23 protein-coding genes and 1 pseudogene are annotated in these 24,583 nt (G+C 71.3%); 11 read left to right on the top strand and 13 right to left on the bottom strand.

Features of this window, described 5'->3' with window-relative positions; all coding sequences use genetic code 11:
• Positions 1 to 73: 73 nt before the first annotated feature.
• The 3 genes from ABD224_RS25050 to ABD224_RS25040 all read right to left on the bottom strand — a co-directional run bounded on the left by ABD224_RS25050 (position 74) and on the right by ABD224_RS25040 (position 2,579).
• Positions 74 to 679 (bottom strand): TetR/AcrR family transcriptional regulator, encoded by a 606-nt coding sequence (locus tag ABD224_RS25050; protein WP_344053728.1) that lies wholly within the window; start codon positions 677 to 679, stop codon positions 74 to 76.
• Positions 676 to 1,497, bottom strand: a complete 822-nt coding sequence (locus ABD224_RS25045; RefSeq protein WP_344053725.1) for a sugar phosphate isomerase/epimerase family protein — start codon at positions 1,495 to 1,497, stop codon at positions 676 to 678. The genes ABD224_RS25050 and ABD224_RS25045 overlap by 4 nt, the downstream gene beginning before the upstream one ends.
• Before the next feature lie 62 nt (positions 1,498 to 1,559).
• Complete coding sequence (locus ABD224_RS25040; protein ID WP_486388853.1) at positions 1,560 to 2,579, bottom strand: Ppx/GppA family phosphatase; 1,020 nt, start codon at positions 2,577 to 2,579, stop codon at positions 1,560 to 1,562.
• 176 nt (positions 2,580 to 2,755) lie between these two features.
• Here ABD224_RS25040 and ABD224_RS25035 point away from each other — a divergent pair, with 176 nt between their 5' ends.
• On the top strand, positions 2,756 to 3,577 hold the full coding sequence (locus ABD224_RS25035) for a DUF3109 family protein (RefSeq protein WP_425581049.1): 822 nt from the start codon (positions 2,756 to 2,758) through the stop codon (positions 3,575 to 3,577).
• Here the strand turns inward: ABD224_RS25035 and ABD224_RS25030 are convergent.
• Entirely contained in the window at positions 3,574 to 5,367 is a 1,794-nt protein-coding gene (locus ABD224_RS25030) for an RNA polymerase sigma factor (protein WP_344053720.1), read from the bottom strand. The two genes, ABD224_RS25035 and ABD224_RS25030, sit on opposite strands and share 4 nt — an antisense overlap.
• A gap of 173 nt (positions 5,368 to 5,540) precedes the next feature.
• Between ABD224_RS25030 and radA the strand changes: the two genes are divergently transcribed.
• Positions 5,541 to 6,950 (top strand): DNA repair protein RadA, encoded by a 1,410-nt coding sequence (gene radA / locus ABD224_RS25025; RefSeq protein WP_344053718.1) that lies wholly within the window; start codon positions 5,541 to 5,543, stop codon positions 6,948 to 6,950.
• 80 nt (positions 6,951 to 7,030) lie between these two features.
• The gene (disA, locus tag ABD224_RS25020; protein ID WP_344053716.1) at positions 7,031 to 8,152 is read left to right on the top strand and encodes a DNA integrity scanning diadenylate cyclase DisA; all 1,122 of its coding nucleotides are present in this window, start codon (positions 7,031 to 7,033) and stop codon (positions 8,150 to 8,152) included.
• A 278-nt stretch (positions 8,153 to 8,430) separates the two neighbouring features.
• Here the strand turns inward: disA and ABD224_RS25015 are convergent, their stop codons facing one another.
• A complete protein-coding gene (locus tag ABD224_RS25015) occupies positions 8,431 to 9,264 on the bottom strand; it encodes a hypothetical protein (RefSeq protein WP_344053714.1) in 834 nt (277 codons plus the stop codon).
• A gap of 203 nt (positions 9,265 to 9,467) precedes the next feature.
• Here ABD224_RS25015 and ABD224_RS25010 point away from each other — a divergent pair, with 203 nt between their 5' ends.
• The 5 genes from ABD224_RS25010 to cseC all read left to right on the top strand — a co-directional run bounded on the left by ABD224_RS25010 (position 9,468) and on the right by cseC (position 14,346).
• Complete coding sequence (locus ABD224_RS25010) at positions 9,468 to 10,454, top strand: HhH-GPD family protein (protein WP_344053713.1); 987 nt, start codon at positions 9,468 to 9,470, stop codon at positions 10,452 to 10,454.
• 336 nt (positions 10,455 to 10,790) lie between these two features.
• The gene (locus ABD224_RS25005) at positions 10,791 to 11,333 is read left to right on the top strand and encodes a SigE family RNA polymerase sigma factor (protein ID WP_344053712.1); all 543 of its coding nucleotides are present in this window, start codon (positions 10,791 to 10,793) and stop codon (positions 11,331 to 11,333) included.
• Entirely contained in the window at positions 11,321 to 12,079 is a 759-nt protein-coding gene (locus tag ABD224_RS25000) for a hypothetical protein (RefSeq protein WP_344053709.1), read from the top strand. The genes ABD224_RS25005 and ABD224_RS25000 overlap by 13 nt, the downstream gene beginning before the upstream one ends.
• Before the next feature lie 158 nt (positions 12,080 to 12,237).
• Positions 12,238 to 12,936, top strand: a complete 699-nt coding sequence (gene cseB, locus ABD224_RS24995; protein WP_344053707.1) for a two-component system response regulator CseB — start codon at positions 12,238 to 12,240, stop codon at positions 12,934 to 12,936.
• A 12-nt stretch (positions 12,937 to 12,948) separates the two neighbouring features.
• Positions 12,949 to 14,346, top strand: a complete 1,398-nt coding sequence (cseC, locus tag ABD224_RS24990) for a two-component system sensor histidine kinase CseC (RefSeq protein ID WP_344053705.1) — start codon at positions 12,949 to 12,951, stop codon at positions 14,344 to 14,346.
• 31 nt (positions 14,347 to 14,377) lie between these two features.
• Here cseC and ABD224_RS24985 read toward each other — a convergent pair whose 3' ends face one another.
• On the bottom strand, positions 14,378 to 15,970 hold the full coding sequence (locus ABD224_RS24985) for an MDR family MFS transporter (protein ID WP_344053703.1): 1,593 nt from the start codon (positions 15,968 to 15,970) through the stop codon (positions 14,378 to 14,380).
• Between the two features lie 150 nt (positions 15,971 to 16,120).
• Here ABD224_RS24985 and ABD224_RS24980 point away from each other — a divergent pair, with 150 nt between their 5' ends.
• Positions 16,121 to 16,717: a TetR/AcrR family transcriptional regulator gene (locus tag ABD224_RS24980; protein WP_344053701.1), complete on the top strand. Its 597-nt coding sequence runs from the start codon at positions 16,121 to 16,123 to the stop codon at positions 16,715 to 16,717.
• A gap of 72 nt (positions 16,718 to 16,789) precedes the next feature.
• Here ABD224_RS24980 and ABD224_RS24975 read toward each other — a convergent pair whose 3' ends face one another.
• On the bottom strand, positions 16,790 to 17,362 hold the full coding sequence (locus ABD224_RS24975; protein ID WP_344053699.1) for a M23 family metallopeptidase: 573 nt from the start codon (positions 17,360 to 17,362) through the stop codon (positions 16,790 to 16,792).
• A 449-nt stretch (positions 17,363 to 17,811) separates the two neighbouring features.
• On the opposite strand from ABD224_RS24975, the gene ABD224_RS24970 reads away from it, so the two are divergent.
• On the top strand, positions 17,812 to 18,471 hold the full coding sequence (locus tag ABD224_RS24970; RefSeq protein WP_344053697.1) for an HAD family acid phosphatase: 660 nt from the start codon (positions 17,812 to 17,814) through the stop codon (positions 18,469 to 18,471).
• A gap of 154 nt (positions 18,472 to 18,625) precedes the next feature.
• On the opposite strand, the gene ABD224_RS24965 is transcribed toward ABD224_RS24970, so the two are convergent.
• Positions 18,626 to 21,151, bottom strand: a complete 2,526-nt coding sequence (locus tag ABD224_RS24965; protein ID WP_344053695.1) for an ATP-dependent Clp protease ATP-binding subunit — start codon at positions 21,149 to 21,151, stop codon at positions 18,626 to 18,628.
• A 441-nt stretch (positions 21,152 to 21,592) separates the two neighbouring features.
• Here ABD224_RS24965 and ABD224_RS24960 point away from each other — a divergent pair, with 441 nt between their 5' ends.
• On the top strand, positions 21,593 to 22,303 hold the full coding sequence (locus ABD224_RS24960; protein ID WP_344053693.1) for an SCO3374 family protein: 711 nt from the start codon (positions 21,593 to 21,595) through the stop codon (positions 22,301 to 22,303).
• Here the strand turns inward: ABD224_RS24960 and ABD224_RS24955 are convergent.
• From ABD224_RS24955 to ABD224_RS24935, 5 genes and pseudogenes are all read right to left on the bottom strand, one after another.
• Positions 22,282 to 22,614, bottom strand: a complete 333-nt coding sequence (locus tag ABD224_RS24955) for a histone-like nucleoid-structuring protein Lsr2 (protein WP_344053691.1) — start codon at positions 22,612 to 22,614, stop codon at positions 22,282 to 22,284. The two genes, ABD224_RS24960 and ABD224_RS24955, sit on opposite strands and share 22 nt — an antisense overlap.
• 214 nt (positions 22,615 to 22,828) lie before the next feature.
• Positions 22,829 to 23,362: an amino-acid N-acetyltransferase gene (locus tag ABD224_RS24950; protein WP_344053689.1), complete on the bottom strand. Its 534-nt coding sequence runs from the start codon at positions 23,360 to 23,362 to the stop codon at positions 22,829 to 22,831.
• 9 nt (positions 23,363 to 23,371) lie between these two features.
• Positions 23,372 to 23,860, bottom strand: a complete 489-nt coding sequence (locus tag ABD224_RS24945; protein ID WP_425581048.1) for a BlaI/MecI/CopY family transcriptional regulator — start codon at positions 23,858 to 23,860, stop codon at positions 23,372 to 23,374.
• Between the two features lie 160 nt (positions 23,861 to 24,020).
• A complete protein-coding gene (locus ABD224_RS24940; RefSeq protein ID WP_344053685.1) occupies positions 24,021 to 24,209 on the bottom strand; it encodes a hypothetical protein in 189 nt (62 codons plus the stop codon).
• Positions 24,173 to 24,583: pseudogene (locus ABD224_RS24935) on the bottom strand (hypothetical protein); the annotation flags it as partial. The pseudogene ABD224_RS24935 and the gene ABD224_RS24940, both read right to left, overlap by 37 nt.

Here is a 24,583-nt window from a genome sequence, read left to right as displayed (position 1 = left end):
GCTGTCCGTCATACGGGACACGTGGTGCGGGTGGCGGTGCGGGCGGGGCAGGGGACGTGTCCTGCGGTGGTGCTCAGGCGCCCGTGAGATGGCCGTGCACGACCGGTGCCAGCCGCGCGATGACCTGCTCCGGGTCCGCCGACGCCAGCGGCTCCAGCTTGATCACATACCGCAGGATCGCGCACCCCAACAGCTGGGCGGCGGCGAGCTCGGCGCGCAGCTCCGCGTCGGGCAGGTCGATCCGGTCGGCAATGCGGCGCAGCAGCTGGGAGGCGATCAGCCGGCGGAGGACGGCGGCCGCGGTCTCGTTGGTCAGCGCGGAGCGGACGACCGCCAGCAGGGGCGTGCGGGCGGCCGGGTTCTCCCAGACGCCGAAGAAGAACCGGGTCAGCCGTTCGCCCACGTCGTCCGGCGGTGCGTCGGTGACCACCTTCGAGGCGTTCAGGGCGGGGGCGAAGATGACCTCGACCGCCGCCTCGAACACCTGCTCCTTGGTGCCGAAGTAGTGGTGCACCAGGGCCGAGTCGACCCCGGCGGCCTTGGCGATGCCCCGGACGGAGGTCTTCTCGTAGCCGTGCTCGGAGAACTCCTCGCGGGCCGCGGTCAGGATGAGGTCACGGGTGTCGGCGGCCTCCTCACGGCGGGGACGGCCGCGACGCCGGACGGGAGCGCCGGTCATCGCCCGGGCACCCGCACCGGTGAGGCCAGATGCAGCCGGGTGAAGGCCAGGGCCTCGGCGAGATCGGACTCGCGCTCGGCGCTGGACATGGCCCGGCGGGTGTTGACCTCGAGGACGACATGACCGTCGAAGCCGGATGTGGCGAGACGTTCCAGCACCTCGGCGCAGGGCTGGGAGCCGCGGCCGGGCACCAGGTGCTCGTCCTTCGCCGAGCCCCTGCCGTCGGCGAGGTGCACATGTCCGAGCCGATCGCCCATGCGGTCGACCATCTGCAGGGCGTCGGTGCGGGCCGTCGCCGCGTGGCTGAGGTCGATCGTGAAGTGGCGGTAGTCCTCCTTGGTGACGTCCCAGTCGGGGGCGTAGGCGAGCATCTCGCGTTCGCGGTAGCGCCAGGGGTACATGTTCTCCACGGCGAACCGCACATCCGTCTCGTCCGCCATGCGCCAGATGCCGGAGACGAAGTCACGGGCGTACTGGCGCTGCCAGCGGAACGGCGGGTGGACCACGACCGTGCTCGCGCCGAGCTTCTCGGCGGCCCTCCTCGCGCGCTGGAGCTTGGTCCAGGGGTCGGTGGACCACACCCGCTGCGTGATCAGCAGGCAGGGGGCGTGCACGGCGAGGACCGGGATCCCGTGGTAGTCGCTGAGCCTGCGCAGCGCCTCGATGTCCTGACTGACGGGGTCGTTCCACACCATGACCTCGACCCCGTCGTATCCGAGGCGCGCGGCGATCTCGAAGGCCGTCGCCGTCGACTCCGGATAGACGGAGGCCGTCGACAGGGCGACCTTCACATCCGGGACACGAACGGATTCCACCACGAGGGACAGGTTACGGGGTGCGGTCGGGTGACGCGGGGGCCCGTCGGCCGTTGTGGTGTTCGTCATGGGCGCGTGCGCGGGACCTCCGTGGCGGGCCGTGTCCGGGCACAAAGGCCGCGGGGTGCCGCGGACCCGTTCTCCCCGCGCGTCCCCGCCGGACTCATGTGATCGAGGTGCCGCAGGATCACGCCCTCCCGCAGGGCCCACGGGCATATCTCCAGGCACTCCACCTTGAACAGGTCCATCGCGCCCTCGGCGACCAGCGCGCCGGCCAGGATCTGGCCCGCCCGGCCGTCGGAGACGCCGGGGAGCCCGGCGCGCTCGTCGTTCGTCATGGCGGAGAGCCTGGGCACCCACGCCTCCAGGGACTCGCGCCTCAGCTCGCGCTGGACGTACGGGCCCTCGCCGGAGCGGACGGTGCCGGCCAGGCGGGCGAGCTGCTTGAACGTCTTCGAGGTGGCGACGACGTGGTCGGGGGCGCCGAACCGGCTGAACTCGCCGACCACCCGCGCGATCTCGGCGCGCACATGGCGGCGCAGCGCCCTGACGTCCTCCGGGTCGGGCGGGTCGCCGGGCAGCCAGGCGGCGGTGAGCCGGCCCGCGCCGAGCGGCAGGGACACGGCCGCGTCGGGTTCCTCGTCGATGCCGTAGGCGATCTCCAGCGAGCCGCCGCCGATGTCCAGGACCAGCAGCCGCCCCGCCGACCAGCCGTACCAGCGGCGGGCGGCGAGGAAGGTGAGACGGGCCTCCTCCACGCCGCTGAGCACCTGGAGTTCGACGCCGGTCTCGCTCCGTACCCGTGCCAGGACGTCGTCGGCGTTGCCGGCCTCGCGCACGGCGGAGGTCGCGAACGGCAGCAGGTCCTCGACGCCCTTGTCCTCGGCGGCCCGCAGTGCCTCGTGGATCACCTCGATGAGTCCGTCGACGCCGTCGGGGCCGATCTCGCCCTCCTTGTCGAGGAGTTGGGCAAGGCGCAGCTCCGCCTTGTGCGAGTGCGCGGGCTGCGGGCGGGCGCCGGGATGCGCGTCGACCACCAGCAGATGCACCGTGTTCGAACCCACGTCGAGGACACCGAGTCTCATACCCGGAACGCTACTGCGGGCCGGGGCGCGTTGGGCCCGTATGGCCCCGGCCGGGGCGGCCCCGGCCGTGACGGCCGGCGACTTACCCTGGACGGGTGCCAAAGACGAAAAAGACGAAGACCGATAAATCGGCGGAGTCGACGAATCCGGCGAACCGGAGGGAAGCGGTGAAGCCGATGCAGCGGGATTCGGACCCCGGCGAGCCCGACGAGAAGGGGCTCGACTTCGCGCGTGCCTGGGTGGAGTTCCCGGACCCGGCGGACGACGAGCAGGTCTTCCGCTGTGATCTGACCTGGCTGACCTCGCGGTGGAACTGCATCTTCGGCAGGGGCTGCCAGGGCATCCAGGCGGGCCGCGCGGACGACGGGTGCTGCACGCTGGGAGCCCACTTCTCCGACGAGGACGACGAGAAGCGGGTGGCCGAGCATGTGACGAGGCTCACGCCGGACATCTGGCAGAACCATGCCGAGGGCACCTTCGGCGGCTGGGTCGTGGAGGACGAGGAGGGTTCCCGGCAGACCCGCCGGTTCGAGGGCTCGTGCATCTTCCAGAACCGGCCCGGCTTTCCCGCCGGCATGGGCTGCGCGCTGCACCTGCTGGCGCTGAGGGAGGGCCGCGAGCCGCTGGAGACCAAGCCGGACGTGTGCTGGCAGCTGCCGATCCGGCGGACCTTCGAGTGGATCGACCGGCCCGACGACACACGTGTGCTGCAGGTGTCGATCGGCGAGTACGACCGCAGGGGCTGGGGGCCGGGCGGGCACGATCTGCACTGGTGGTGCACCTCGGCGACGTCGGCGCACGGCGCGGGCGAGCCGGTGTACGTCTCCTACCGGGCCGAGCTGACCGAGCTGATGGGCAAGGCCGGCTACGACCGTCTGGTCGAGCTGTGCGAGGAGCGTCTGGCCTCCGGGCTGCCGCTGCTGCCGGCGCCGCATCCCGCCGACCCCGTGGGGCCCGCGGGGTCCGCCGGTCCGGTTCGGGAGAGGGACCGGAGCTAAGGGCTGTCCGACGGGCCCAAGCTGCTCGGGACGTCGCCGTCCCCGGGGACCGGAGGGTGTCCGCCCGGCTCGGGCGGGGCGGAGCCGGTCGGGGTCGGTGCCGGGTCGGACGACGGCGGATCGGCCGGGGAGCTCGGAGGACTCGGAGGGCTTGTGGGGCTCCCGGGGGCGGACCGGGTCGGGGCGGGCTGCGGGCCGGGAGCCGGGGGCGGTCCGGCCGGAGGGGTGGGACCGGGGTCCGGGGAGCCGGGCGCGACACCGCGCCCGTGGAGGGTGACGATCGCGCCTGCGGGTGCGATCGTCACGCGTGCGCTCCAGGGGCCGGAGGGCTCGCGCAGATGGTCGACGTACACCCTGATCGTCAAGGACTCCCCGGGTCTCAGGATGCCCGAGGTGCGGCTCAGGTAGAGCCAGGACGCCCCGGTGGAGGCCGACCAGCGGACCGGCCCGGGGCCGGAGGCGGTGAGCGTGATCAGTGTGGTGCCGCCGGTGCCGGAGGCGGTCACCGTCAGACGGCCGTCCTCGCGGCCCTTGTGGCCGGTGCCGGTGACGCTGACGACCTCCACGGAGACATCGGGTCCGTCGCCCCCGCCGAAGCGGGTGACGGGTCCGGGGGCGGTATTGCCGGTGTTCTGGTACCCGCCGCCCGCCGGCCCGCTGTCCGGGGCGGCCAGGTCGTGCGCCTCGCGCGCGGTGGCGGAGGGGCCGCCGTGGCGCTCGCCGCCGCCGGCGGGGGCGTCCCGGTAGGCGGTCCACAGGGCCAGCACGGGGGCGGCCACCACGGTGGCCACCACGGTCGTCGTGACGGCACGCGCGCGGAGCCGGTCCCTGCGGGCCGCGTGGTCCTTGGGGCTCAAGGGGAAGCCGCGCCGGTCGAAACGGGGGCCGGCACCCCGCGCGCGGGGGTGGTGCGCCAGGGCCGTGCACAGGGCCGCGCGGGGCGCCGTGAGAAGGGGCAGCTCGGAGGGTGTGACGGTGGCGCCGGGCCATCGGCCGGGCAGGGCGCGCCCGGCGGCGCGGCGGCAGCGCGGACAGTCGTCGACATGGCGGACGAGCTCGCGCCGCAGGGTCGCGCTGAGCACCACCTGGTCGTCGCCGGTCAGACGGGAGATGCTCGGGCAGGCCCCGCTCTCGACGACGGCGAGTGCCGCACGCGTGCGTTCCACCTCGCAGGCGGCCGCGGCGAGGAGTTCCCGGGTGGCGGCGGTGCTTCTGCCCAGGACGGCGGCGACCTCGTGGACGGCGAGGCGGTGGCGTACGGCGAGCTCCAGGGCCTCGCGCTGTTCCGGGGTGGTGCCGGCGGCCTCCGGCCAGGCGAGAAGAGTCAGCTCGCGCCGTCTCTCCCGCTGGACCTCGTCCGGGACCGGCGAAGCCGCGGGCCGCACGCGCCCGTGCCGGGTGCCGTCGCGGCCCGCCGCGGTGTGCGTGCCTCGACGTTTCTGCTTGTTCTGTTTGTTCTGTTTGTTCCGTCGGGTCTCGGCCAGCTCGCGCAGGCACGCCCAGCGGGCCAGCGCGTACAGCCAGGCCCGGCGCTCGTCCGCGGCCCCGGGAGCGCGCTGCCCGCGCCGCTCGGCGGACACCAGCGCGTCCCCGAGGGCGGCGATGGCCGCGTCGTGGTCGCAGAGCACGGACAGGCAGTAGGTGAACAGGCCGTCGAGGTACGGCTCGTAGTGCGCGAGCGGTTGCTGCGCCAAGGTGCGCGCGGCAGCTCGGTCGCGCGCTTCGCGGTGTGTCCGGTGCGTCCGGTGCGCACCGGTCGTGCGGGGCTTGGTGTCCGGACTGCTGCTCATCACCCGTGCGACCGTATGCGGCGCTGGTTCGTCCGCTCTTGTCCCTTGAGCACTTTTAATTCGTACGGGTGAAACGATCCCTCATAAGGGGAAGAAAACCTTCCGTTCCGTGACCCGGCGGGGCGCCCGCCCGGGGGACGGCGGTGTCGGTGCCGGCGGCTACGGTTTCCTCCATGGCTGCCCGTACCAAGACCGCCAAGGATCGCCCGTCCTACCGCTGCACGGAGTGCGGCTGGCAGACGGCCAAGTGGCTCGGCCGCTGTCCCGAGTGCCAGTCCTGGGGCACGGTCGAGGAGTACGGCGTCCCCGCGGTCCGCACGACGGCGCCGGGCCGGGTCACCACCGCCGCCCTGCCCATCGGCCAGGTCGACGGCCGCCAGGCCACCGCCCGCTCCACCGGCGTGCCCGAGCTCGACCGCGTCCTCGGCGGCGGGCTGGTCCCCGGTGCCGTCGTCCTGCTGGCGGGCGAGCCCGGCGTCGGCAAGTCCACGCTGCTGCTGGACGTGGCGGCCAAGTCCGCGAGCGCCGAGCACCGCACGCTGTACGTCACGGGCGAGGAGTCGGCGAGCCAGGTCCGTCTGCGGGCCGACCGCATCGGCGCCATCGACGACCATCTGTATCTGGCCGCCGAGACCGACCTGGCCGCCGTCCTCGGCCACCTGGACGCGGTCAAGCCCTCCCTGCTCGTCCTCGACTCGGTGCAGACGGTCGCCTCCCCCGAGGTCGACGGCGCACCCGGCGGCATGGCGCAGGTCCGGGAGGTGGCGGGGGCGCTGATCCGTGCCTCCAAGGAGCGCGGGATGTCCACGCTCCTGGTGGGCCATGTCACCAAGGACGGCGCGATCGCGGGCCCGCGTCTGCTGGAGCACCTGGTGGACGTCGTGCTGCACTTCGAGGGCGACCGGCACGCGCGCCTGCGCCTGGTCCGCGGGGTCAAGAACCGCTACGGCGCGACGGACGAGGTCGGCTGCTTCGAGCTGCACGACGAGGGCATCACGGGCCTGCCCGACCCCAGCGGCCTGTTCCTCACCCGCCGCGACGAGCCGGTGCCCGGCACCTGCCTGACCGTGGCCCTGGAGGGCCGCCGCCCCCTGGTCGCCGAGGTGCAGGCGCTCACCGTGGACTCCCAGATCCCCTCCCCGCGCCGTACGACCTCGGGCCTGGAGACCTCCCGGGTCTCGATGATGCTGGCCGTCCTGGAGCAGCGGGGCCGGATCAGCGCGCTGGGCAAGCGGGACATCTACTCGGCGACGGTCGGCGGGGTGAAGCTGTCCGAGCCGGCCGCGGATCTCGCGGTGGCCCTGGCGCTGGCGTCGGCCGCGAGTGACACCCCGCTGCCGAAGAATCTCGTCGCGATCGGCGAGGTGGGCCTGGCGGGCGAGGTCAGGCGGGTCACGGGGGTGCAGCGCCGGCTCGCGGAGGCCCAGCGCCTGGGCTTCACGCACGCGCTCGTGCCGGTCGACCCGGGGAAGATCCCGCCGGGGATGAAGGTCCTGGAAGTCGCCGACATCGGGGAAGCGCTGCGGGTCCTGCCGCGTTCCCGTCGTCGGGAGACCCCTCAGGAGCAGGAGGACCGCCGGTAGACTTTGGCCTGGTCCCGCCCGTCCGTACGAACCGAGGTGCGATACGGGAGCGCCTGAGTACCTGCGACCGGAGGAGAGCAGTGGCAGCCAACGACCGGGCAGCAGTTCCAGGAAAGTCCGGCGGGAGTTCCACCGATTCCCTGATGCGTGCCTCCCTCAGCGCCGTGGCGCCCGGCACGGCCCTGCGGGACGGCCTCGAGCGGGTGCTCCGCGGCAACACCGGTGGGCTCATCGTGCTCGGCTCCGACAAGAACGTCGAGGCGCTGTGCACGGGAGGCTTCGTCCTGAACGTGGACTTCACGGCGACGCGGCTGCGGGAGCTGTGCAAGCTGGACGGCGGCATCGTGATCTCCTCGGACCTGACGAAGATCCTCCGGGCGGGCGTGCAGCTGGTGCCGGACCCCACGATCCCCACCGAGGAGACGGGCACCCGGCACCGTACGGCGGACCGGGTGAGCAAGCAGGTCGGCTTCCCCGTGATCTCCGTCTCGCAGTCCATGCGGCTCATCGCCCTCTACGTCGACGGCCAGCGCCGTGTCCTGGAGGACTCCGCGGCGATCCTCTCCCGCGCCAACCAGGCCCTGGCCACCCTGGAGCGCTACAAGCTCCGCCTGGACGAGGTGGCCGGCACGCTGTCCGCGCTGGAGATCGAGGACCTGGTGACGGTCCGGGACGTCTGCTCGGTCGCGCAGCGCCTGGAGATGGTGCGCCGGATCGCCACCGAGATCTCCGAGTACGTGGTGGAGCTGGGCACCGACGGCCGTCTCCTCGCCCTTCAGCTGGACGAGCTGATCGCCGGCGTGGAGCCCGAGCGCGAACTGGTCGTACGGGACTACATCCCCGCGCCCACCGCCAAGCGCTCCCGCACGGTCGACGAGGCCCTGGCGGAGCTCGACAAGCTCTCCCACGCCGAGCTGCTCGAGCTGTCCACCGTGGCCCGGGCCCTCGGCTACACCGGCTCCCCCGAGTCCCTCGACGCGGCGGTCTCCCCGCGCGGCTTCCGTCTGCTGGCCAAGGTGCCCCGGCTGCCCCGCGCCATCATCGACCGCCTGGTCGAGCACTTCGGCGGCCTGCAGAAGCTGCTCGCCGCGAGCGTCGACGACCTGCAGATGGTGGACGGTGTGGGCGAGGCGCGGGCGCGCAGCGTCCGCGAGGGCCTGTCCCGGCTGGCGGAGTCGTCGATCCTGGAGCGGTACGTCTGAGGCGGCACGCCTGAGGCGGCGCGCCTGGGCCGGTGCGTCCGCACCAGGACGCCCGGGCGGACCGTCCGGGCAGAACACTTGGGCCAGGCGTTCGGCGCCGGGTCCGGTCCGATGCCGCGCCCGGCCGCACGCCGTCGCCCGCGGGATCAGGACCCGGTCAGAGGCCCTGCATCCGGCCTGACCGCATCAGGAGCAAGGTCCGGTGCCGAGGCCCGCGCGCCCGGTCCGGTGCCCGGTCCGCACGGCACCGCCGGAGCGACGCCGCCGGAGCGGCACCGTCAGGCCGCCTCCAGCACGAACGACGTCCGCAGCCTGTCGTCGTAGCCCGGCACCTTCGCCTCCACCAGGTAGGTGCCCGCCCGGGCCGATCCGGCCGGAGGCGTCGCGCACTGCGCGGCGCTCGGCTTGCGGTCCCACGTGATGGTGTACGTGATGCTGCTGCCCGCCGGCACCCGGTACAGCCGGCTCCCGGCCGTCTTCGGGCAGTCGGCCGAGGACCAGTAGGTGTCGTCGCTGTCGGCCTGACTGATCGTCACCACCGCGGTCTTCGGCCCGAGATCGATCTTGCAGTCGCTGCCGGAGGAGTTCCTGGCGACCAGTTCGAGCGCGGGCTTCTCCTCGGGGTCGTAGGAGTTGCGCACGCTGCGCAGCGTCAACTTCACCGCGCTCGGGGTGCAGTTGGGCAGTGTGCTGCCGGCCGGCAGTGCGGGACCCGTACCGCCGCCGCTCCTGGTGCCGTCGCTCTCGCCGCCCCTGGCGCCGTCACCGTCGCCGCCGGCCGCCCCACCGGACCCGGAGCCGCTTCCGCCCGTGCCGCCGGGAGCGCCGGCACCGGAGTCCGCCCCGCCGGCGCTCTCGTCGTCGGACTCGTCGCGTCCGCCGGGGTGTTCACTGATCGCGGGGCCGGAACCGGAGGGTCCCGGCGTGATGGTCGAGGGTGCGGGGTGCTTGCTGTCCGACTTACCGCTGTTGTCCTTGCGGTCTCCGCCGCCCAGGCTGAGGAGCCAGGTGATCAGCAGCGCCAACAGGGCGACTGCGGACAGCAGTACGATCCTCCGACGCCAGTAGATGGAGGCGGGAAGCGGACCGACCGGATTGCGCAGAGATCCCACGGTCCAAACTGTACGAGAGTTCGCTGCCGTCCCTTGCCCCACCCGCCGCTGTGACGACAACTTTTCCAGATCATCATCCCGGCAACGTCCTTATAAGCGGCCTCTCTTGCGATTTACGTATCCATACGATCACGCTTGGTGACGACACCGGCTCGCGCGGGTCACACGGCCGTGCACCCCCACGTGGCAGGATCGGACGTGCCATGACTGCGCCCACACTGCCCCCACACAGCAGCTCCGACACTCCGGCCCCCGCCACCGACGCCCGGGCGGACACCGGCACGCCCGCCGATCCCGAGGCGTCCGTCTCGTCCCTCGGCCGGATTCTGCACACCCAGGTCATCAGCTGGTTCGACGCCAACGCACGCGACCTGCCCTGGCGACGCCCCGACGCCGGCGCCTGGGGCGTGATGGTCAGCGAGTTCATGCTGCAGCAGACGCCGGTCAGCCGTGTGCTGCCGGTCTACGAGCAGTGGCTCGAACGCTGGCCCCGCCCCGCCGACCTCGCCAAGGAGGCGCCGGGCGAGGCCGTCCGCGCCTGGGGCCGGCTCGGCTACCCGCGCCGCGCCCTGCGTCTGCACGGCGCCGCGGTCGCCATAACGGAACGGCACGGCGGCGACGTCCCCACCGAGCACGCGCAGCTCCTCGCCCTGCCGGGCATCGGCGAGTACACGGCCGCGGCGGTGGCGTCCTTCGCCTACGGGCAGCGGCACGCCGTGCTGGACACCAACGTCCGCCGGGTGCTGGCCCGCGCGGTCACCGGCGTGCAGTACCCGCCGAACGCCACCACCGCGGCCGAACGCCGCCTGGCCCGCGCCCTGCTGCCCGAGGACGCGCGGACCGCGGCCCGCTGGGCCGCCGCCTCCATGGAACTCGGCGCGCTGGTGTGCACGGCGAAGAACGAGGCGTGCACCCGCTGCCCGATCGCCGAGCACTGCGCCTGGCGGCTCGCGGGCAAGCCCCCGCACGAGGGACCGCCGCGCCGGGGACAGACGTACGCCGGCACCGACCGGCAGGTCCGCGGCAAGCTGCTCGCCGTCCTGCGCGAGGCCCACGCACCGGTGCCGCAGGCGGTGCTCGACCGGGTCTGGCACGAGCCGGTCCAGCGGGCCCGGGCCCTGGACGGACTCGTCGCGGACGGCCTGGTGGAACCGCTGCCGGGCGGGCTGTACCGGCTGCCGGTGACCTGACGCACGATCACCTCACGGACGCACGAGGGCCTTCGGGGGGCGTCGCGGGTGTGCGTACCGCGCTCCCGCACGCCGCCCGGCCCCCTGCCGTGGTGCGAACGGACCGACCGGGGCGCCGCCCCGCTTTGCCTCCACCGTTGTTACACAACCGACATCCAGTCGAGCGCTGATCGCGGGCTGCTTCGGACAGTGCCGTGACAACACCTCCGTACCTTCGGTCGCGTGCCTGACAGGCACCGGGCGGCTGCCGACCACAGCCGCCCGCTCACCGACAGGAGAACCGGCGGCGGACGGGCCGGACGACGCCGGGACACGGGGACCGGGAGGCGGTTGGACATGGTGCGGGGAGAGGTGCTCGAGTTCGAGGAGTACGTACGCACCCGGCAGGACGCGCTGCTGCGCAGTGCGCATCGGCTGGTGCCGAACCCGAGCGACGCCCAGGACCTGCTCCAGACGGCGCTCGTGCGGACGTACGGCCACTGGGAGGACATCACCGACAAGCGGCTCGCGGACGCCTATCTGCGCCGTGTGATGATCAATACGCGGACCGAGTGGTGGCGCTCCCGGAAGCTGGAGGAGGTCCCCACCGAGCAGCTGCCCGACCCCTCGGTCGAGGACTCCACCGAGCGGCACGCCGACCGCGCGCTCCTGCTGGACGCCCTGCGGGTTCTCGCTCCCAAGCAGCGCCGTGTCGTCGTGCTGCGGCACTGGGAGCAGATGTCCACGCGGGAGACGGCCACCGCCCTCGGCATCTCCCCGGGCACGGTCAAGAGCGTGCTGCACCGGGCGCTCGCTCGGCTCCGCGAGGAGCTTCAGGCCCGCGATCCGGACGCCCGCACGCCGGCGGAGCGTGAGGAGCGGGAGCGGTGCGCGGCCTGACCCGCGGGGACGCCGCCCCCGGGGGCGTCCCGTCCCAGGACACCGTCGGGGCGGTGAGCACGGCGGCGGTCGTGTTCACCGCCCTTGCCCTGCTGGTGTCCGCCTGCGGCACCGGAGGGACCGGGATCCGTGACGAGGGGCCGGCCCCTGCCGGCCCGGCGGTGCGGTCCACCGTCGCCCCCTCCTCCCGCCCTGCCGCCCCGGCTTCCTCCCGTCCTGCCGCCCCGGCCGCTCCCGGTCCCACCGCCACGGCCTCCCCCGGTCCTTCCGCCATGGCCGATCCCGCCGCCCCGCCCTCCCCCGGTCCCACCGCCTGGACCGAGCTGGTGGACGCGGTCCGGCTCGTTCTGCGGGATCCGCAGGTCTCGACCGCGGTCAAGCGGGCCCTGAAACCGTGCGCGGCCGATGAGTACCCCGTCGACGTGGCGTACGGCGATCTGACCGAAAGCTCCTCCGACGACCTCGTCGTCAACGTCCTGACCTGCGAGGACGCGGTGGGCCTGGGCTCCTACGTCTACCGCGAGCGGGGCGGCGGGTACGAGAACGTCTTCAAGGCCGAGGATCCCCCGGTCCACGCCGAGATCGACTGCGGTGCCCTGGTGGTGACCAGGCAGGTGTACGCGAAGGGCGACCGGCTCTCGAGCCCGTCCGGCGAGGACGTGATCACCTATCGCTGGTCCTCCGGGGACCGGTTCACCGAGGAGTTCCGCACGCACCGCACGTACGACGAGGCCTCCGGAAAGTGACACGGCGGCGGTCCCGCCCCCGGGCGAACGCCTCCGGCGGCGCCCCCCTTCCCGGCTCACCGGTGAACGCATTCGGCGGCCGGTGCGTCCACTCAGTGAGTCACGTCCGACCGCACCGCACCGCACGACAAGAAGCACACGAGGACTGAGAGCACGGGATGGCAGAGCAGACCCACGTCCTGTTCGTCGAGGACGACGACGTCATTCGTGAGGCCACACAGCTCTCCCTGGAGCGGAACTGCTTCAGGGTCACGGCCATGCCCGACGGACTGTCGGGACTGGAGGCGTTCCGGGCCCAGCAGCCCGACATCGCACTGCTGGACGTCATGCTCCCCGGCCTCGACGGCGTCAGCCTGTGCCGCCGCATCCGTGACGAGTCGACGGTGCCGGTGATCATGCTGTCCGCGCGTGCCGACCCGATCGACGTGGTCCTGGGCCTGGAGGCGGGGGCCGACGACTATGTGACCAAGCCGTTCGACGGAGCCGTGCTGGTCGCCCGGATCCGCGCGGTGCTGCGCCGCTTCGGGCACGCCGCCGGCGCGCCGGGCCAGGCCCTCGCGGCGGGGGACGGCGGAGTGCTGACCTTCGGCGACCTGGAGGTCGACACGGAGGGAATGGAGGTGCGCCGGGCCGGCCGGCCGGTGGCGCTCACCCCCACGGAGATGCGGCTGCTCCTGGAGTTTTCCTCCGCGCCGGGCACGGTTCTGTCCCGCGAGAAGCTGCTGAAGCGGGTGTGGGGCCACGGCTGGGGCGGCGACACCCGTGTGGTCGACGTCCATGTGCAGCGCCTGCGCACGAAGATCGGCCAGAACCGCATCGAGACGGTCCGCGGCTTCGGCTACAAGCTGAAAGCCTGAACGGAGCCGGCCATGCGGGGAATCACACGGCGCCTGCTCCCGGACCACCCGGAGTGCACGGGAACGCGCACGAGAACGCGCACGAAAACGCGTACGGGGGTTCGCACCGGGATCCGCACGGGGCTGCGGTGGAAGCTCAGCGCGGCGATCGCGCTGGTCGGCGCGCTGGTGGCGCTCGCGCTGAGCCTGGTCGTGCACAACGCCGCGCGGATGTCGATGCTCGACAACGCGCGCGACCTGGCCATCGAACGGGTCCGGATCGCCCAGCGGAGCTACGAGCTGTCGGGCCGGCCGAACTTCCCCGGTGTCCAGGTCGACGACCCGAAGCTGCCGCCCGAGCTGCGGAAGATGGCCGAGCGGGGCCGGCAGGCGACGTATGTGAGCGACCCCGAGGGCCGGCCGGCCCTCGTCTGGGCGGCCGTTCCGGTCGCGGACGGCCATGTGCTGTCCCTGCGTACGCATGTGCCCGACCGCAGCGCGAACATGCTCGACGATCTCGACCAGGCGCTGGTCATCGGCTCCATCGCGGTCGTGCTCGGCGGCAGCGCGCTGGGAGTGCTGATAGGGGGCCGGCTCTCGCGCCGGCTGCGCAAGGCGGCGACCGCGGCCGACCAGGTCGCCCGGGGCGCGAGGGACGTACGGGTGCGGGATGCCATCGGCGGTGTCGTACGGGACGAGACCGACGACCTCGCACGCGCGGTGGACGCGATGGCGGACGCCCTGCAGCAGCGGCTGGAGGCGGAGCGCCGGGTCACGGCGGACATCGCGCACGAGCTGCGCACTCCGGTGACCGGGCTGCTGACGGCGGCCGAGCTGCTGCCGCCCGGCCGGCCGACGGAGCTGGTCCTGGACCGTGCGAGGGCCATGCGCACCCTGGTCGAGGACGTGCTGGAGGTGGCCCGGCTCGACGGCGCCTCCGAGCGGGCCGAGCTGCAGGACGTCCTGCTGGGCGAGTTCGTCGCCCGGCGGGTGGCGGCCAAGGACCCGGACGTCGAGGTGCGCGTGGTGCACGAGTCGAAGGTGACGACCGACCCGCGGCGCCTGGAGCGGGTGCTGTTCAACCTGCTCGCCAACGCCGCCCAGCACGGCAGGCCGCCGATCGAGGTGACCGTGGAGGGCCGGGTCGTCCGGGTGCGCGACCACGGGCCGGGCTTTCCCGAGGAGCTGCTCGCCGAGGGCCCGAGCCGCTTCCGCACCGGCAGCGGGGACCGCGCCGGGCACGGCCACGGCCTTGGTCTGACCATCGCCGCCGGCCAGGCCCGGGTCCTCGGCGCCCGGCTGACCTTCCGCAACGTCCGCCCGGCGGGCGCCCCCGAGCACGTTCCGGCCGAGGGCGCGGTCGCCGTGCTGTGGCTGCCGGAGCGCGCGCCGACGGACACGGGGGGCTGCCCCCTGCTCCAGGAGCGGTAGGCGCCCCCCGGGCCGTGGCGCCGGCCGGCGGTCAGACGGCCTCCGCCACGGGCTCCTGCGCCTGTGCCCCGGCCCCGCCGTCCTGGTTCCGCTGCGCCGGCCCCGCCCCCCTCAGCGGGACCTCCTTGACGAACACCGCGCCGACGAGTGCGACGACCGCCACCACGGAGCCCAGCAGGAACGCCGAGTGCGTACCGGCGGACACCGCGTGCTGGTAGGCCTCCCGGACCTGCTCCGGCAGCTTGGCGAGGCTCGCCGCGTCCAGCTGCGCGGACCCCTCGGTGATCCTCGAGCCCAGGGCACCGGCCCGCTCGGCCATCTCGTGCTGGACGCGGCTGTTGAACAGCGCACCCATGATCGCGACGCCGAAGGAGGAGCCGAGCGTACGGAACAGGGTGGTGGAGGAGGAGGCCACGCCCATGTCCTTCATCTCCACGCTGTTCTGCGCGACCAGCATGGTGATCTGCATCAGACAGCCCATGCCGGCGCCGAGGACGGCCATGTACAGGCCGGAGGTGAGACGGGTGGTGCCGGTGTCCATCAGGGACAGCAGGTACAGCCCGGCGATCATCAGTGCGCTGCCGAGGATCGGGAAGATCTTGTACCGGCCGCTGTTGGTGGTGATCCGGCCGGCGATCAGCGACACGACCATCATCGCGCCGAGCATCGGCAGGAGCAGCAGACCGGAGTTGGTCGCGGAGGCGCCCTGCACCGCCTGCTGGTAGAGCGGCAGGAAGAGCACCGCGCCGAACATCACGAAGCCGGTGATGAAGCCGACCAGCGACATCAGGCTGAAGTTGCGGCTGCGGAAGATGTGCAGCGGCACGATCGGCTCGGCCGCCTTGGTCTGCCGGAACACGAACCCGACGAGCGCGACGACGCCGATCGCGCTGAGTTCCATGATCCGCGCGGAGGTCCAGGCGTACTCCGTGCCGCCCCAGGTGGTGACGAGCACGATGGCGCTGATGCCGACGGTCAGCAGCACGGCGCCCAGGTAGTCGATCCGCGCCTGCGCCCGCTTCTTCGGCAGGTGCAGTACGGCGCTGAGCGCGACGAGCGCCACCGCGCCGAGGGGAAGGTTGATGTAGAAGGCCCAGCGCCAGCCCCAGTGGTCCGTGATCGCGCCGCCGACCAGCGGACCGCCGATCATCGCCAGCGCCATGACGCCGGCCATCATGCCCTGGTACTTGCCGCGCTCACGGGGCGGGATCAGGTCGCCGATGATGGCCATCACGCCGACCATCAGGCCGCCGGCGCCCAGGCCCTGGACGGCGCGGAAGCCGATCAGCTCGCCCATGTTCTGCGCCATGCCGCTCAGCCCGGAGCCGATCAGGAAGATCACGATCGAGGTCAGGAAGACGCCCTTGCGCCCGTACATGTCGCCGAGCTTGCCCCACAGCGGCGTGGCCGCGGCGGTCGCGAGGGTGTAGGCGGTGACCACCCATGACAGGTGCTCAAGCCCCCCGAGCTCACCGACGATCGTCGGCATCGCGGTGCCCACGATCATGTTGTCCAGCATCGCGAGCATCATCGCGATCATGAGTGCGAGCAGGACGACCCGCACGCTCCTTGGTCGTGTGCCGCCCTGACCGGTGTCCGGCCCGGCTGTCACGGTCTCCGCCATCTGTGGTGCTCCCCCATCCGATTGCCGCTTACTTGCCGACCGGCAAGTTGACTACACTCCGAAAAAATAGAGCCGCTACTAGCCGGGCGTCAAGTAAGTTTCGGCGGCCGGCCGGCAGGTAGGTTCTCAGTGAGCGCGAGGAGTACGAGGATGGGCCCCACCATGGACGGCACCAAGCAGCAGCGCCGCGGAAACACCCGCCAGCGCATCCTGGACGTGGCGCTGGAGCTCTTCGCCGAGCAGGGCTACGAGAAGACCTCCCTGCGGGAGATCGCCGAGCGCCTGGGCGTCACCAAGGCGGCCCTGTACTACCACTTCAAGACGAAGGAGGAGATCCTCGTCAGCCTCTTCGAGAGCCTCACGCGGCCGATGGAGGAGCTGATCGAGTGGGGCCGGCGGCAGCCGCACACGCTGGAGACCAAGCAGGAGATCCTCCGGCGCTACGACCAGGCGCTCGCCGGGGCCGCGCCGCTGTTCCGCTTCATGCAGGAGAACCAGGCCACGCTCCGGGAACTGCGCATCGGGGACACCTTCAAGAACCGGATGCGCGGCCTGAAGGACATCATCGTCGACCCGGACGCGAACATGGTCGACCAGGTCCGCTGCGTCAGCGCCCTCTTCACGCTGCACGCCGGGATGTTCATCCTGCAGGACCTCGGAGGCGACCTCGAGGAACGGCGCAAGGCCGCCCTCGAGGTCGCCATCGATCTGGTGACCCAGGCGCACCAGGACGCGCACAAGCCCTGACACGGATCCGCCGCCCGCTGGTTCCAGCGGGCGGCGGCACGGTGCGGCGGTCCGGGCCGGGCGGGCGGCGCCTCAGAGCCGCAGGTAGGCCAGCGGGTTGACCGCGGAGCCGTAGTTCGGGGTCGTACGGATCTCGAAGTGCAGGTGCGGACCGGTGGAGTTGCCGGTGTTGCCCGACAGGGCGATGCGCTGGCCGGCGGCGACCTTCTGACCGATCCTCACGTCGATGCGGGAGAGATGGGCGTACTGGGAGTACTTCCCGTTGGCGTGCTTGATGACGACGGCGTTGCCGTAGGCGGGGCCGTCACCGGCGCCGTTGGGGCCGGCCTTGACGACGGTGCCGGCGCTCACGGCGAGAACCGGGGTGCCGACCGGCACGGCGAAGTCCTGACCGCTGTGCTTGTGCACCCAGCGGGCGCCGTTCTGGTTGAAGCCGGCGGTGAGCTTGTAGTTCTTCACCGGGGTGACCCAGCCGACGGCCGACTTGGCGGAGTTGGCGGCGGGGGCCGCCGTGGTCCCGGCGGCGGACGCCGCTCCCGCACCCGCACCCAGGGCGACCGAGACTCCCAGACCGGCGGCCAGGACGGCGGCACGAGTACGGAGCTTGGCCGGACGGGCGGAACGGAACGTGGCGCGCTGGAACATCGAAACCTCTGGGGATGGGGGACAAGGGGACCACCCGGAGGGTTGTCCTCGCCGGGCGGCGATCCCTTGGTAACCCCGCCGTTCATCAGCGCTCAAACACCCCTACTACGAGACAAAGTAGTAAGAGCAGGAAGTGGTGCACATCTCTTGACGACTGGCCCATTTGGGATAAATGCCCTGTAGAGGGCCCATGGCGGACTGCACTGTCGTCCGAATTGTCCGATTTGTTAATCGCCACTCCGTACTAAATGCCCTAGTACCGGACAAACCTCCTGTGCGCCTTGTCACCAAAGGGTGGAATTCACCCCCCTTTTCCTGTGACCGCCCTCATATGGCCCCGGTCTCAACAGAGTTACTTCCTGGTAATTTCTTGGTTCCCCTCTCGCCGCCCCGGCACATGAGCATCATGTACACAACAAGCCAGTGTCACGGACGCGAGAGGACCCCCCATGACCACAGGCACGTGGACGCGCCGCGCCCGCCTGACCGCCCTCGCCACGGTCGCTGCCACGGTGTTCGCCGTCCCCGCCGGCGCCCAGGCCGCGACGAGCGCCCCGGCCTCCTCCACGAGCACCACGGTGACGGCCACGGCCGCCGCCACGACCGCGGCGGCGAAGGTCGACTACGAGACCTGGCAGCGGGACTGCCAGGCCGTGATGGACGAGGCCATGCCCTATCTGCGGCAGCGGATCGCGAACAGCAGGCCGGGCGAGAAGCAGGCCATCGTGTTCGACATCGACAACACGACCCTGGAGACCGACTTCGGCTTCAGCTTCCCCCAGCCGGCCAACAAGCCCGTGCTGAAGGCCGCCCAGTACGCCCAGGAGAACGGTGTCTCCCTGTTCTTCGTCACGGCCCGCCCGGGCATTCTCAAGGAAGTGACGCGGTTCAACCTCACGCACGAGGGCTACCGCGTCGACGGCCTCCACGTCCGCGGCCTGCTCGACCTGTTCAAGGACGTCGCCGACTACAAGACCGCCCAGCGCGCCGCCATCGAGTCCCAGGGTTACACGATCATCGCGAACATCGGCAACAGCGCGTCCGACCTGTCCGGCGGGCACGCCGAGAGGACCTTCAAGCTGCCGGACTACGACGGGCAGTTGTCCTGACCCGGCCCGACGGAGCACACGCCCGACGAGGCGCACAGAGGCACACGAAGGGGCTGCCCCGGGACTCGAAGTCCCGGGGCAGCCCCTTTTCTCGGTTCTTTTCGGTTCGGACGGTCCAGACCGGGTGCGGCGGCCTCTTACACGTCCTTGGGCCTTACACGTCCTTGCTCAGGTTCGGCCCGGCTCCGCCGGCCGCCTGCTCGATCGGCGGGACGTCCGGCAGCGCCGACTTCTCCTCACCCCGGAAGGTGAAGACCTGCTCCTCTCCCTCGCCCTCGGTGTCCACGACCACGATGTGACCGGGGCGCAGCTCGCCGAAGAGGATCTTCTCGGAGAGCGCGTCCTCGATCTCGCGCTGGATCGTCCGGCGCAGCGGCCGGGCGCCCAGGACGGGGTCGTAGCCCTTCTTGGCCAGCAGCTCCTTGGCGGACTGGGAGAGCTCGATGCCCATGTCCCGGTCCTTCAGGCGCTCGTCCACCTTGCTGATCATCAGGTCGACGATCCGCAGGATGTCCTCCTGCGTCAGCTGCGGGAAGACGACCACGTCGTCGACGCGGTTGAGGAACTCGGGCCGGAAGTGCTGCTTGAGCTCGTCCGACACCTTGTTCTTCATCCGCTCGTAGTTGGTCTTGGTGTCGCCCTGGGCGGCGAAGCCCAGGTTGAAGCCCTTGGAGATGTCCCGGGTGCCGAGGTTGGTGGTCATGATGATGACCGTGTTCTTGAAGTCCACCACCCGGCCCTGGGAGTCGGTCAGACGGCCGTCCTCCAGGATCTGCAGCAGCGAGTTGAAGATGTCCGGGTGGGCCTTCTCGACCTCGTCGAACAGGACGACCGAGAACGGCTTGCGGCGCACCTTCTCCGTCAGCTGGCCGCCCTCCTCGTAGCCCACGTAGCCGGGGGGCGAGCCGAAGAGGCGGGAGACGGTGTGCTTCTCGCTGAACTCCGACATGTCCAGGGAGATCAGCGCGTCCTCGTCACCGAAGAGGAACTCCGCCAGCGCCTTGGACAGCTCGGTCTTGCCGACACCGGAGGGGCCGGCGAAGATGAACGAGCCACCGGGGCGCTTGGGGTCCTTCAGACCCGCACGCGTCCGCCGGATCGCCCGGGACAGTGCCTTGACGGCGTCGTCCTGGCCGATGACCCGCTTGTGCAGCTCCTCCTCCATCCGCAGCAGGCGGCTGGACTCCTCCTCGGTCAGCTTGAAGACCGGGATGCCGGTGGCCGTGGCCAGGACCTCGGCGATCAGGTCGCCGTCGACCTCGGCGACGACATCCATGTCGCCGGCCTTCCACTCCTTCTCCCGCTTGGCCTTGGCGGCCAGGAGCTGCTTCTCCTTGTCGCGCAGGGCGGCGGCCTTCTCGAAGTCCTGCGAGTCGATCGCGGACTCCTTCTCCCGGCGGACGGAGGCGATCTTCTCGTCGAACTCGCGCAGGTCCGGCGGCGCGGTCATCCGGCGGATGCGCATCCGGGAGCCGGCCTCGTCGATCAGGTCGATCGCCTTGTCCGGCAGGAAGCGGTCCGAGATGTACCGGTCGGCCAGCGTGGCGGCCTGGACCAGCGCCTCGTCGGTGATGGAGACGCGGTGGTGCGCCTCGTACCGGTCGCGCAGGCCCTTGAGGATCTCGATCGTGTGCGGCAGGGACGGCTCGGCGACCTGGATGGGCTGGAAGCGGCGCTCCAGGGCCGCGTCCTTCTCCAGGTGCTTGCGGTACTCGTCCAGGGTGGTCGCGCCGATGGTCTGCAGCTCGCCGCGGGCCAGCATCGGCTTGAGGATGCTCGCCGCGTCGATGGCGCCCTCGGCGGCGCCCGCACCCACCAGCGTGTGCAGCTCGTCGATGAACAGGATGATGTCGCCGCGGGTGCGGATCTCCTTGAGCACCTTCTTCAGGCGCTCCTCGAAGTCACCGCGGTAACGGGAGCCGGCGACCAGGGCACCGAGGTCCAGGGTGTAGAGGTGCTTGTCCTTGAGGGTCTCGGGCACCTCGCCCTTGACGATGGCCTGGGCCAGCCCCTCGACGACGGCGGTCTTGCCGACGCCGGGCTCACCGATCAGCACCGGGTTGTTCTTGGTCCGGCGGGACAGCACCTGCATGACCCGCTCGATCTCCTTCTCGCGCCCGATGACCGGGTCGAGCTTGCCCTCCCGGGCGGCCTGGGTGAGGTTCCGGCCGAACTGGTCGAGGACCAGGGACGTCGAGGGCGTGCCCTCGGCAGGCCCGCCGGCCGTGGCGGTCTCCTTGCCCTGGTAACCGGACAGCAGCTGGATCACCTGCTGCCGCACCCGGTTGAGGTCGGCGCCCAGCTTCACCAGGACCTGGGCGGCGACGCCCTCGCCCTCGCGGATCAGGCCGAGCAGGATGTGCTCCGTGCCGATGTAGTTGTGACCCAGCTGAAGAGCCTCGCGGAGCGACAGCTCCAGGACCTTCTTGGCACGGGGGGTGAAGGGAATGTGACCCGACGGCGCCTGCTGGCCCTGGCCGATGATCTCTTCCACCTGCTGGCGGACCGCCTCGAGCGAAATCCCGAGGCTCTCAAGGGCCTTGGCGGCGACACCCTCACCCTCGTGGATCAAGCCCAGGAGAATGTGCTCGGTGCCGATGTAGTTGTGGTTGAGCATCCGGGCTTCTTCCTGAGCCAGGACGACAACCCGCCGCGCGCGGTCGGTGAACCTCTCGAACATCGTTAATCGCTCCTCAGAGCGGTCAGGCAGTGGGGGGTACTTCCCCTCCCTGTCCTTCCGCAGCTTAGTCCCGCAAGCGGGGACCGCTCATTCCAACTGCCGACACCGTCCTTGGCCTCCTGACCTCGACTGCCGACATCCGTTCCAACCCGATGGTGCGAGACGATGTTCCCGCAGGCCAGGCAGATACCCCAGTCGCCACTACGCCGATGGCGAACGTGAGACTCGGCTGCCCGGGTGCCGCCTGCGCGTCGACCCCTCCCACTAGGCATGTCTTACCCGCACGCACGGACACTCCATGCCGCGCGCACCATTTCCCTCAGCTACGGGCGAACACCCTTGCGCTCCCTCCTTGCTCCCACGCGCCCCCGATTCGCCACTTGGGGCACACCCCGCGGCACTCACCGTGACTTCCGGGCGTGCCCGACGGTTGCACCCGGCATGGCCGACAGCCTCCCTCCGATTTCTCTTCCGTCCCCCCATCTTCCGTCGCCCTGCCTTCCGTCGCCTCGTCGGCCGCCCGGCCCCGGTGACGAGGCCCGGCACCGGCAGCGCCGGCAGCACTGGCGGTCCTGGTACGAGAACGAGCTGGGATGGGCGACGGTGCCCGGAGAACCGGTACGACTTGTCGTGGGGCTCCGCTTCGACGTCCTGGACGTGCCCGTGGAGGCCGGACGCGCCGCACTGCGTCATCTGGGGCCCGGCTCCCCGGTCGCGGTGAGCGGGGACCGGATGCGGCTGCTGGTGGCGGCGGGCAGTGCGGAGGAGCTGCCCGGAGTACTGCGGTGGCTGGAATGGGGCCCGTCGGTGCTGGAACTGGATCTGGTGGCCCTGGGCGAGGGCGCGCTGATGGAGGCGCCGCCGCCGGGCGCCGGGGCACGTGGAGCGCGGCCGCTTCCTCCGGGCTGCTCCGGTTCGCAGGGGGCCGCCGTATGGCTGCGGCCCCCCGGGGCTGGGTGCGAGGTCGAGGCCTCGCTGCCGACGCTGTCGCCGGCCGTGAAGGGGGGCCGGAGCGCCCCCGATCTCGTACGGCTGGTGGACACGCTGGCGACGCACTGCCACCGGATGCGGCTGCGGCGCGTGTGCGCACCGCCGCCCGCGCGTCCCCGGGGCCTGTCGCGGCCCCAGGGTCAGCCGTTCGCCTTCTCGTAGGCCTCGCGGATGCTCGCGGGGACTCGGCCGCGATCGTTGACCTCGTAGCCGTTCGCCTTCGCCCAGGCGCGGATCTGCGCGGTGTCCTGGCTGCCGGTGGAAGCGGCACGCGACTTTCCGCGTCCGCCGGTACGGCTTGTGACACGCCGGCCGTTCTTGACGTACGGCTCGAGAAGACTACGGAGCTTGTCCGCATTGGAAGTGGTGAGATCGATCTCGTACGTCTTGCCGTCCAGCGCGAACGTCACGGTCTCGTCCGCCTCGCTGCCGTCGAGGTCATCGACAAGAAGGACCTGAACCTTCTGTGCCACCGGATTTCCTTTCATCGATAACGTGAGGGCCGGGTGGTCGGTGTCCGCCGTTTCGCCGTCCCCTGTTATATGCACTACAACAGTACGCCGGAAAGCAAACCGCTTTTGCGGGGAAAACACAAACCCCCGGGAGAGGCCGACCGCGCGCCCCACCCGGAAACATGCGCGTTTCGGACATAGGGAACGCCGTCCCGGTCACCGGGCAGAATGTGGATCACAGATACAGAAGCATCCGGCTGTTGCCCAGGGTGTTCGGTTTCACTCGTTCGAGACCGAGGAACTCCGCCACCCCCTCGTCATAGGAACGCAGCAGCTCCGCGTAGACATCGGCGTCGACCGGGGTCTCACCGATCTCCACGAAGCCGTGCTTGGCGAAGAACTCCACTTCGAAGGTCAGGCAGAATACGCGGCGAACACCGAGCTCGCGTGCGGTCTGAAGCAACTTCTCCAGCAACCGGTGTCCGACACCGGCGCCTCTCAGGCCCGGCTTCACCGCGAGAGTGCGCACTTCCGCCAGGTCTTCCCACATCACGTGCAGTGCGCCACAGCCGACGACCTCCGCGTTGTCGTCGCGTTCGGCGACCCAGAACTCCTGGATGTCCTCGTAAAGGGTCACCGTTGCTTTGTCGAGCAGGATACCGTCGCGAACGTAGGTGTCGAGCAGCCGGCGCACGGCCCGGACATCGCTGGTTCGGGCGCGCCGGACGGTGATGGCTTTCGTGGTCTCTTCGGGACGCTCTGCGGACATGAGCGGACGCTATCGTCCGCGACCGCCCGACGCCGAGCCGGGGTTCTCGTCACCGGTATCCGCGGCTTCGGCGGTATCCGGGACTTCCCTCACGACTTCGGCGGACTCTTCGCCGGGCTTCTCGGCGGACTCTTCGGCGGGTTGTTCTCCGGAAGCGGGGGCGGGGACTTCGGTGCCGCCTTCCACCATGCGTACGGCATCGCGCAGGGCCTGCCGTTGTTCGTCGCTCATCATGCCGAAGAAGGCGACAAGAGCGGCGGCCGGGTTGTCGCTGCGGGACCAGGCCTCGTTCATCAGTGCGGCGGCGTAGGCGGCGCGGGTGGAGACGGCCTCATATCGATAGGCCCGGCCCTCCGCCTCGCGGCGCACCCAGCCCTTCTGATGGAGGTTGTCCAGAACGGTCATCACGGTGGTGTACGCGATGGAGCGCTCTCGCTGGAGGTCTTCCAGGACTTCCCGGACGGTCACCGGGCGGTTCCACTTCCACACCCGCGTCATGACCGCGTCTTCGAGTTCTCCCAGAGGCCGAGGCACATCTCGACACCCTAATGGGAGATCCCGGCTATGGCGTGTTGAACAAGCACTTTTATCACCCGATGCGGACAAAAAGGGCACGCGTCCCATCGGGAGCGGAGCCGTACGCCGGGTGAGGCGCCCCTCAGGCGTCGGTGGAGGCGCCGGTCCCCGAGCCCTGGGGGTTGCCCTGCGCCCGCGCGAGGGCGGCTTCCACGGCCGCGTCCTCCTTGGCCTTCGCGGCTCCGCCCTGAGACTTCACGATCACCCTGACCACAGCGATGAAGAACGCGGCCGTCACGGCCGGCGGAAGGAGTGCGGCGACGTAGTCCATGGGTCCAGAGTAGCCAGGACGACAGGACGGACAGGGTCGGGGTGACGGCGGGCGAGGCGCTGCCGCGGCTTGCGGGCCGGCGCCCCCGGCTTCCGCCGCGGGAACACCTCCCCCGGCGTGGGCACGGGCCGCCGTCCGGGCTCCGGCGTCCCCGGCCGCGCGGGGGCGGGCCGCGGCCCCGGCTCCTCGCCGGGTCCCTTGCCCGGCCCCTTGCCCGGCCCCTCGCCCGGTTTCCCGCCCGGCTGTCCGCCCGGCTGTCCGCCCGGCTTCTCGGCCGGTCCCTTGCCCGGTCCCTTGCCCGGTTCCTCGTCCGCTTCCTTGACCGGTTTCTCGTCCGGTTCCTCGTCCGGTTTCCTGACCGGTTCCTTGACCGG

This window comes from Streptomyces thermoalcalitolerans (assembly GCF_039525155.1).
Taxonomy (GTDB): domain Bacteria; phylum Actinomycetota; class Actinomycetes; order Streptomycetales; family Streptomycetaceae; genus Streptomyces; species Streptomyces thermovulgaris.
The sequence above is the reverse complement of the archived record's forward strand: the minus strand, read 5'-3'. Positions and strand labels throughout refer to the sequence as shown.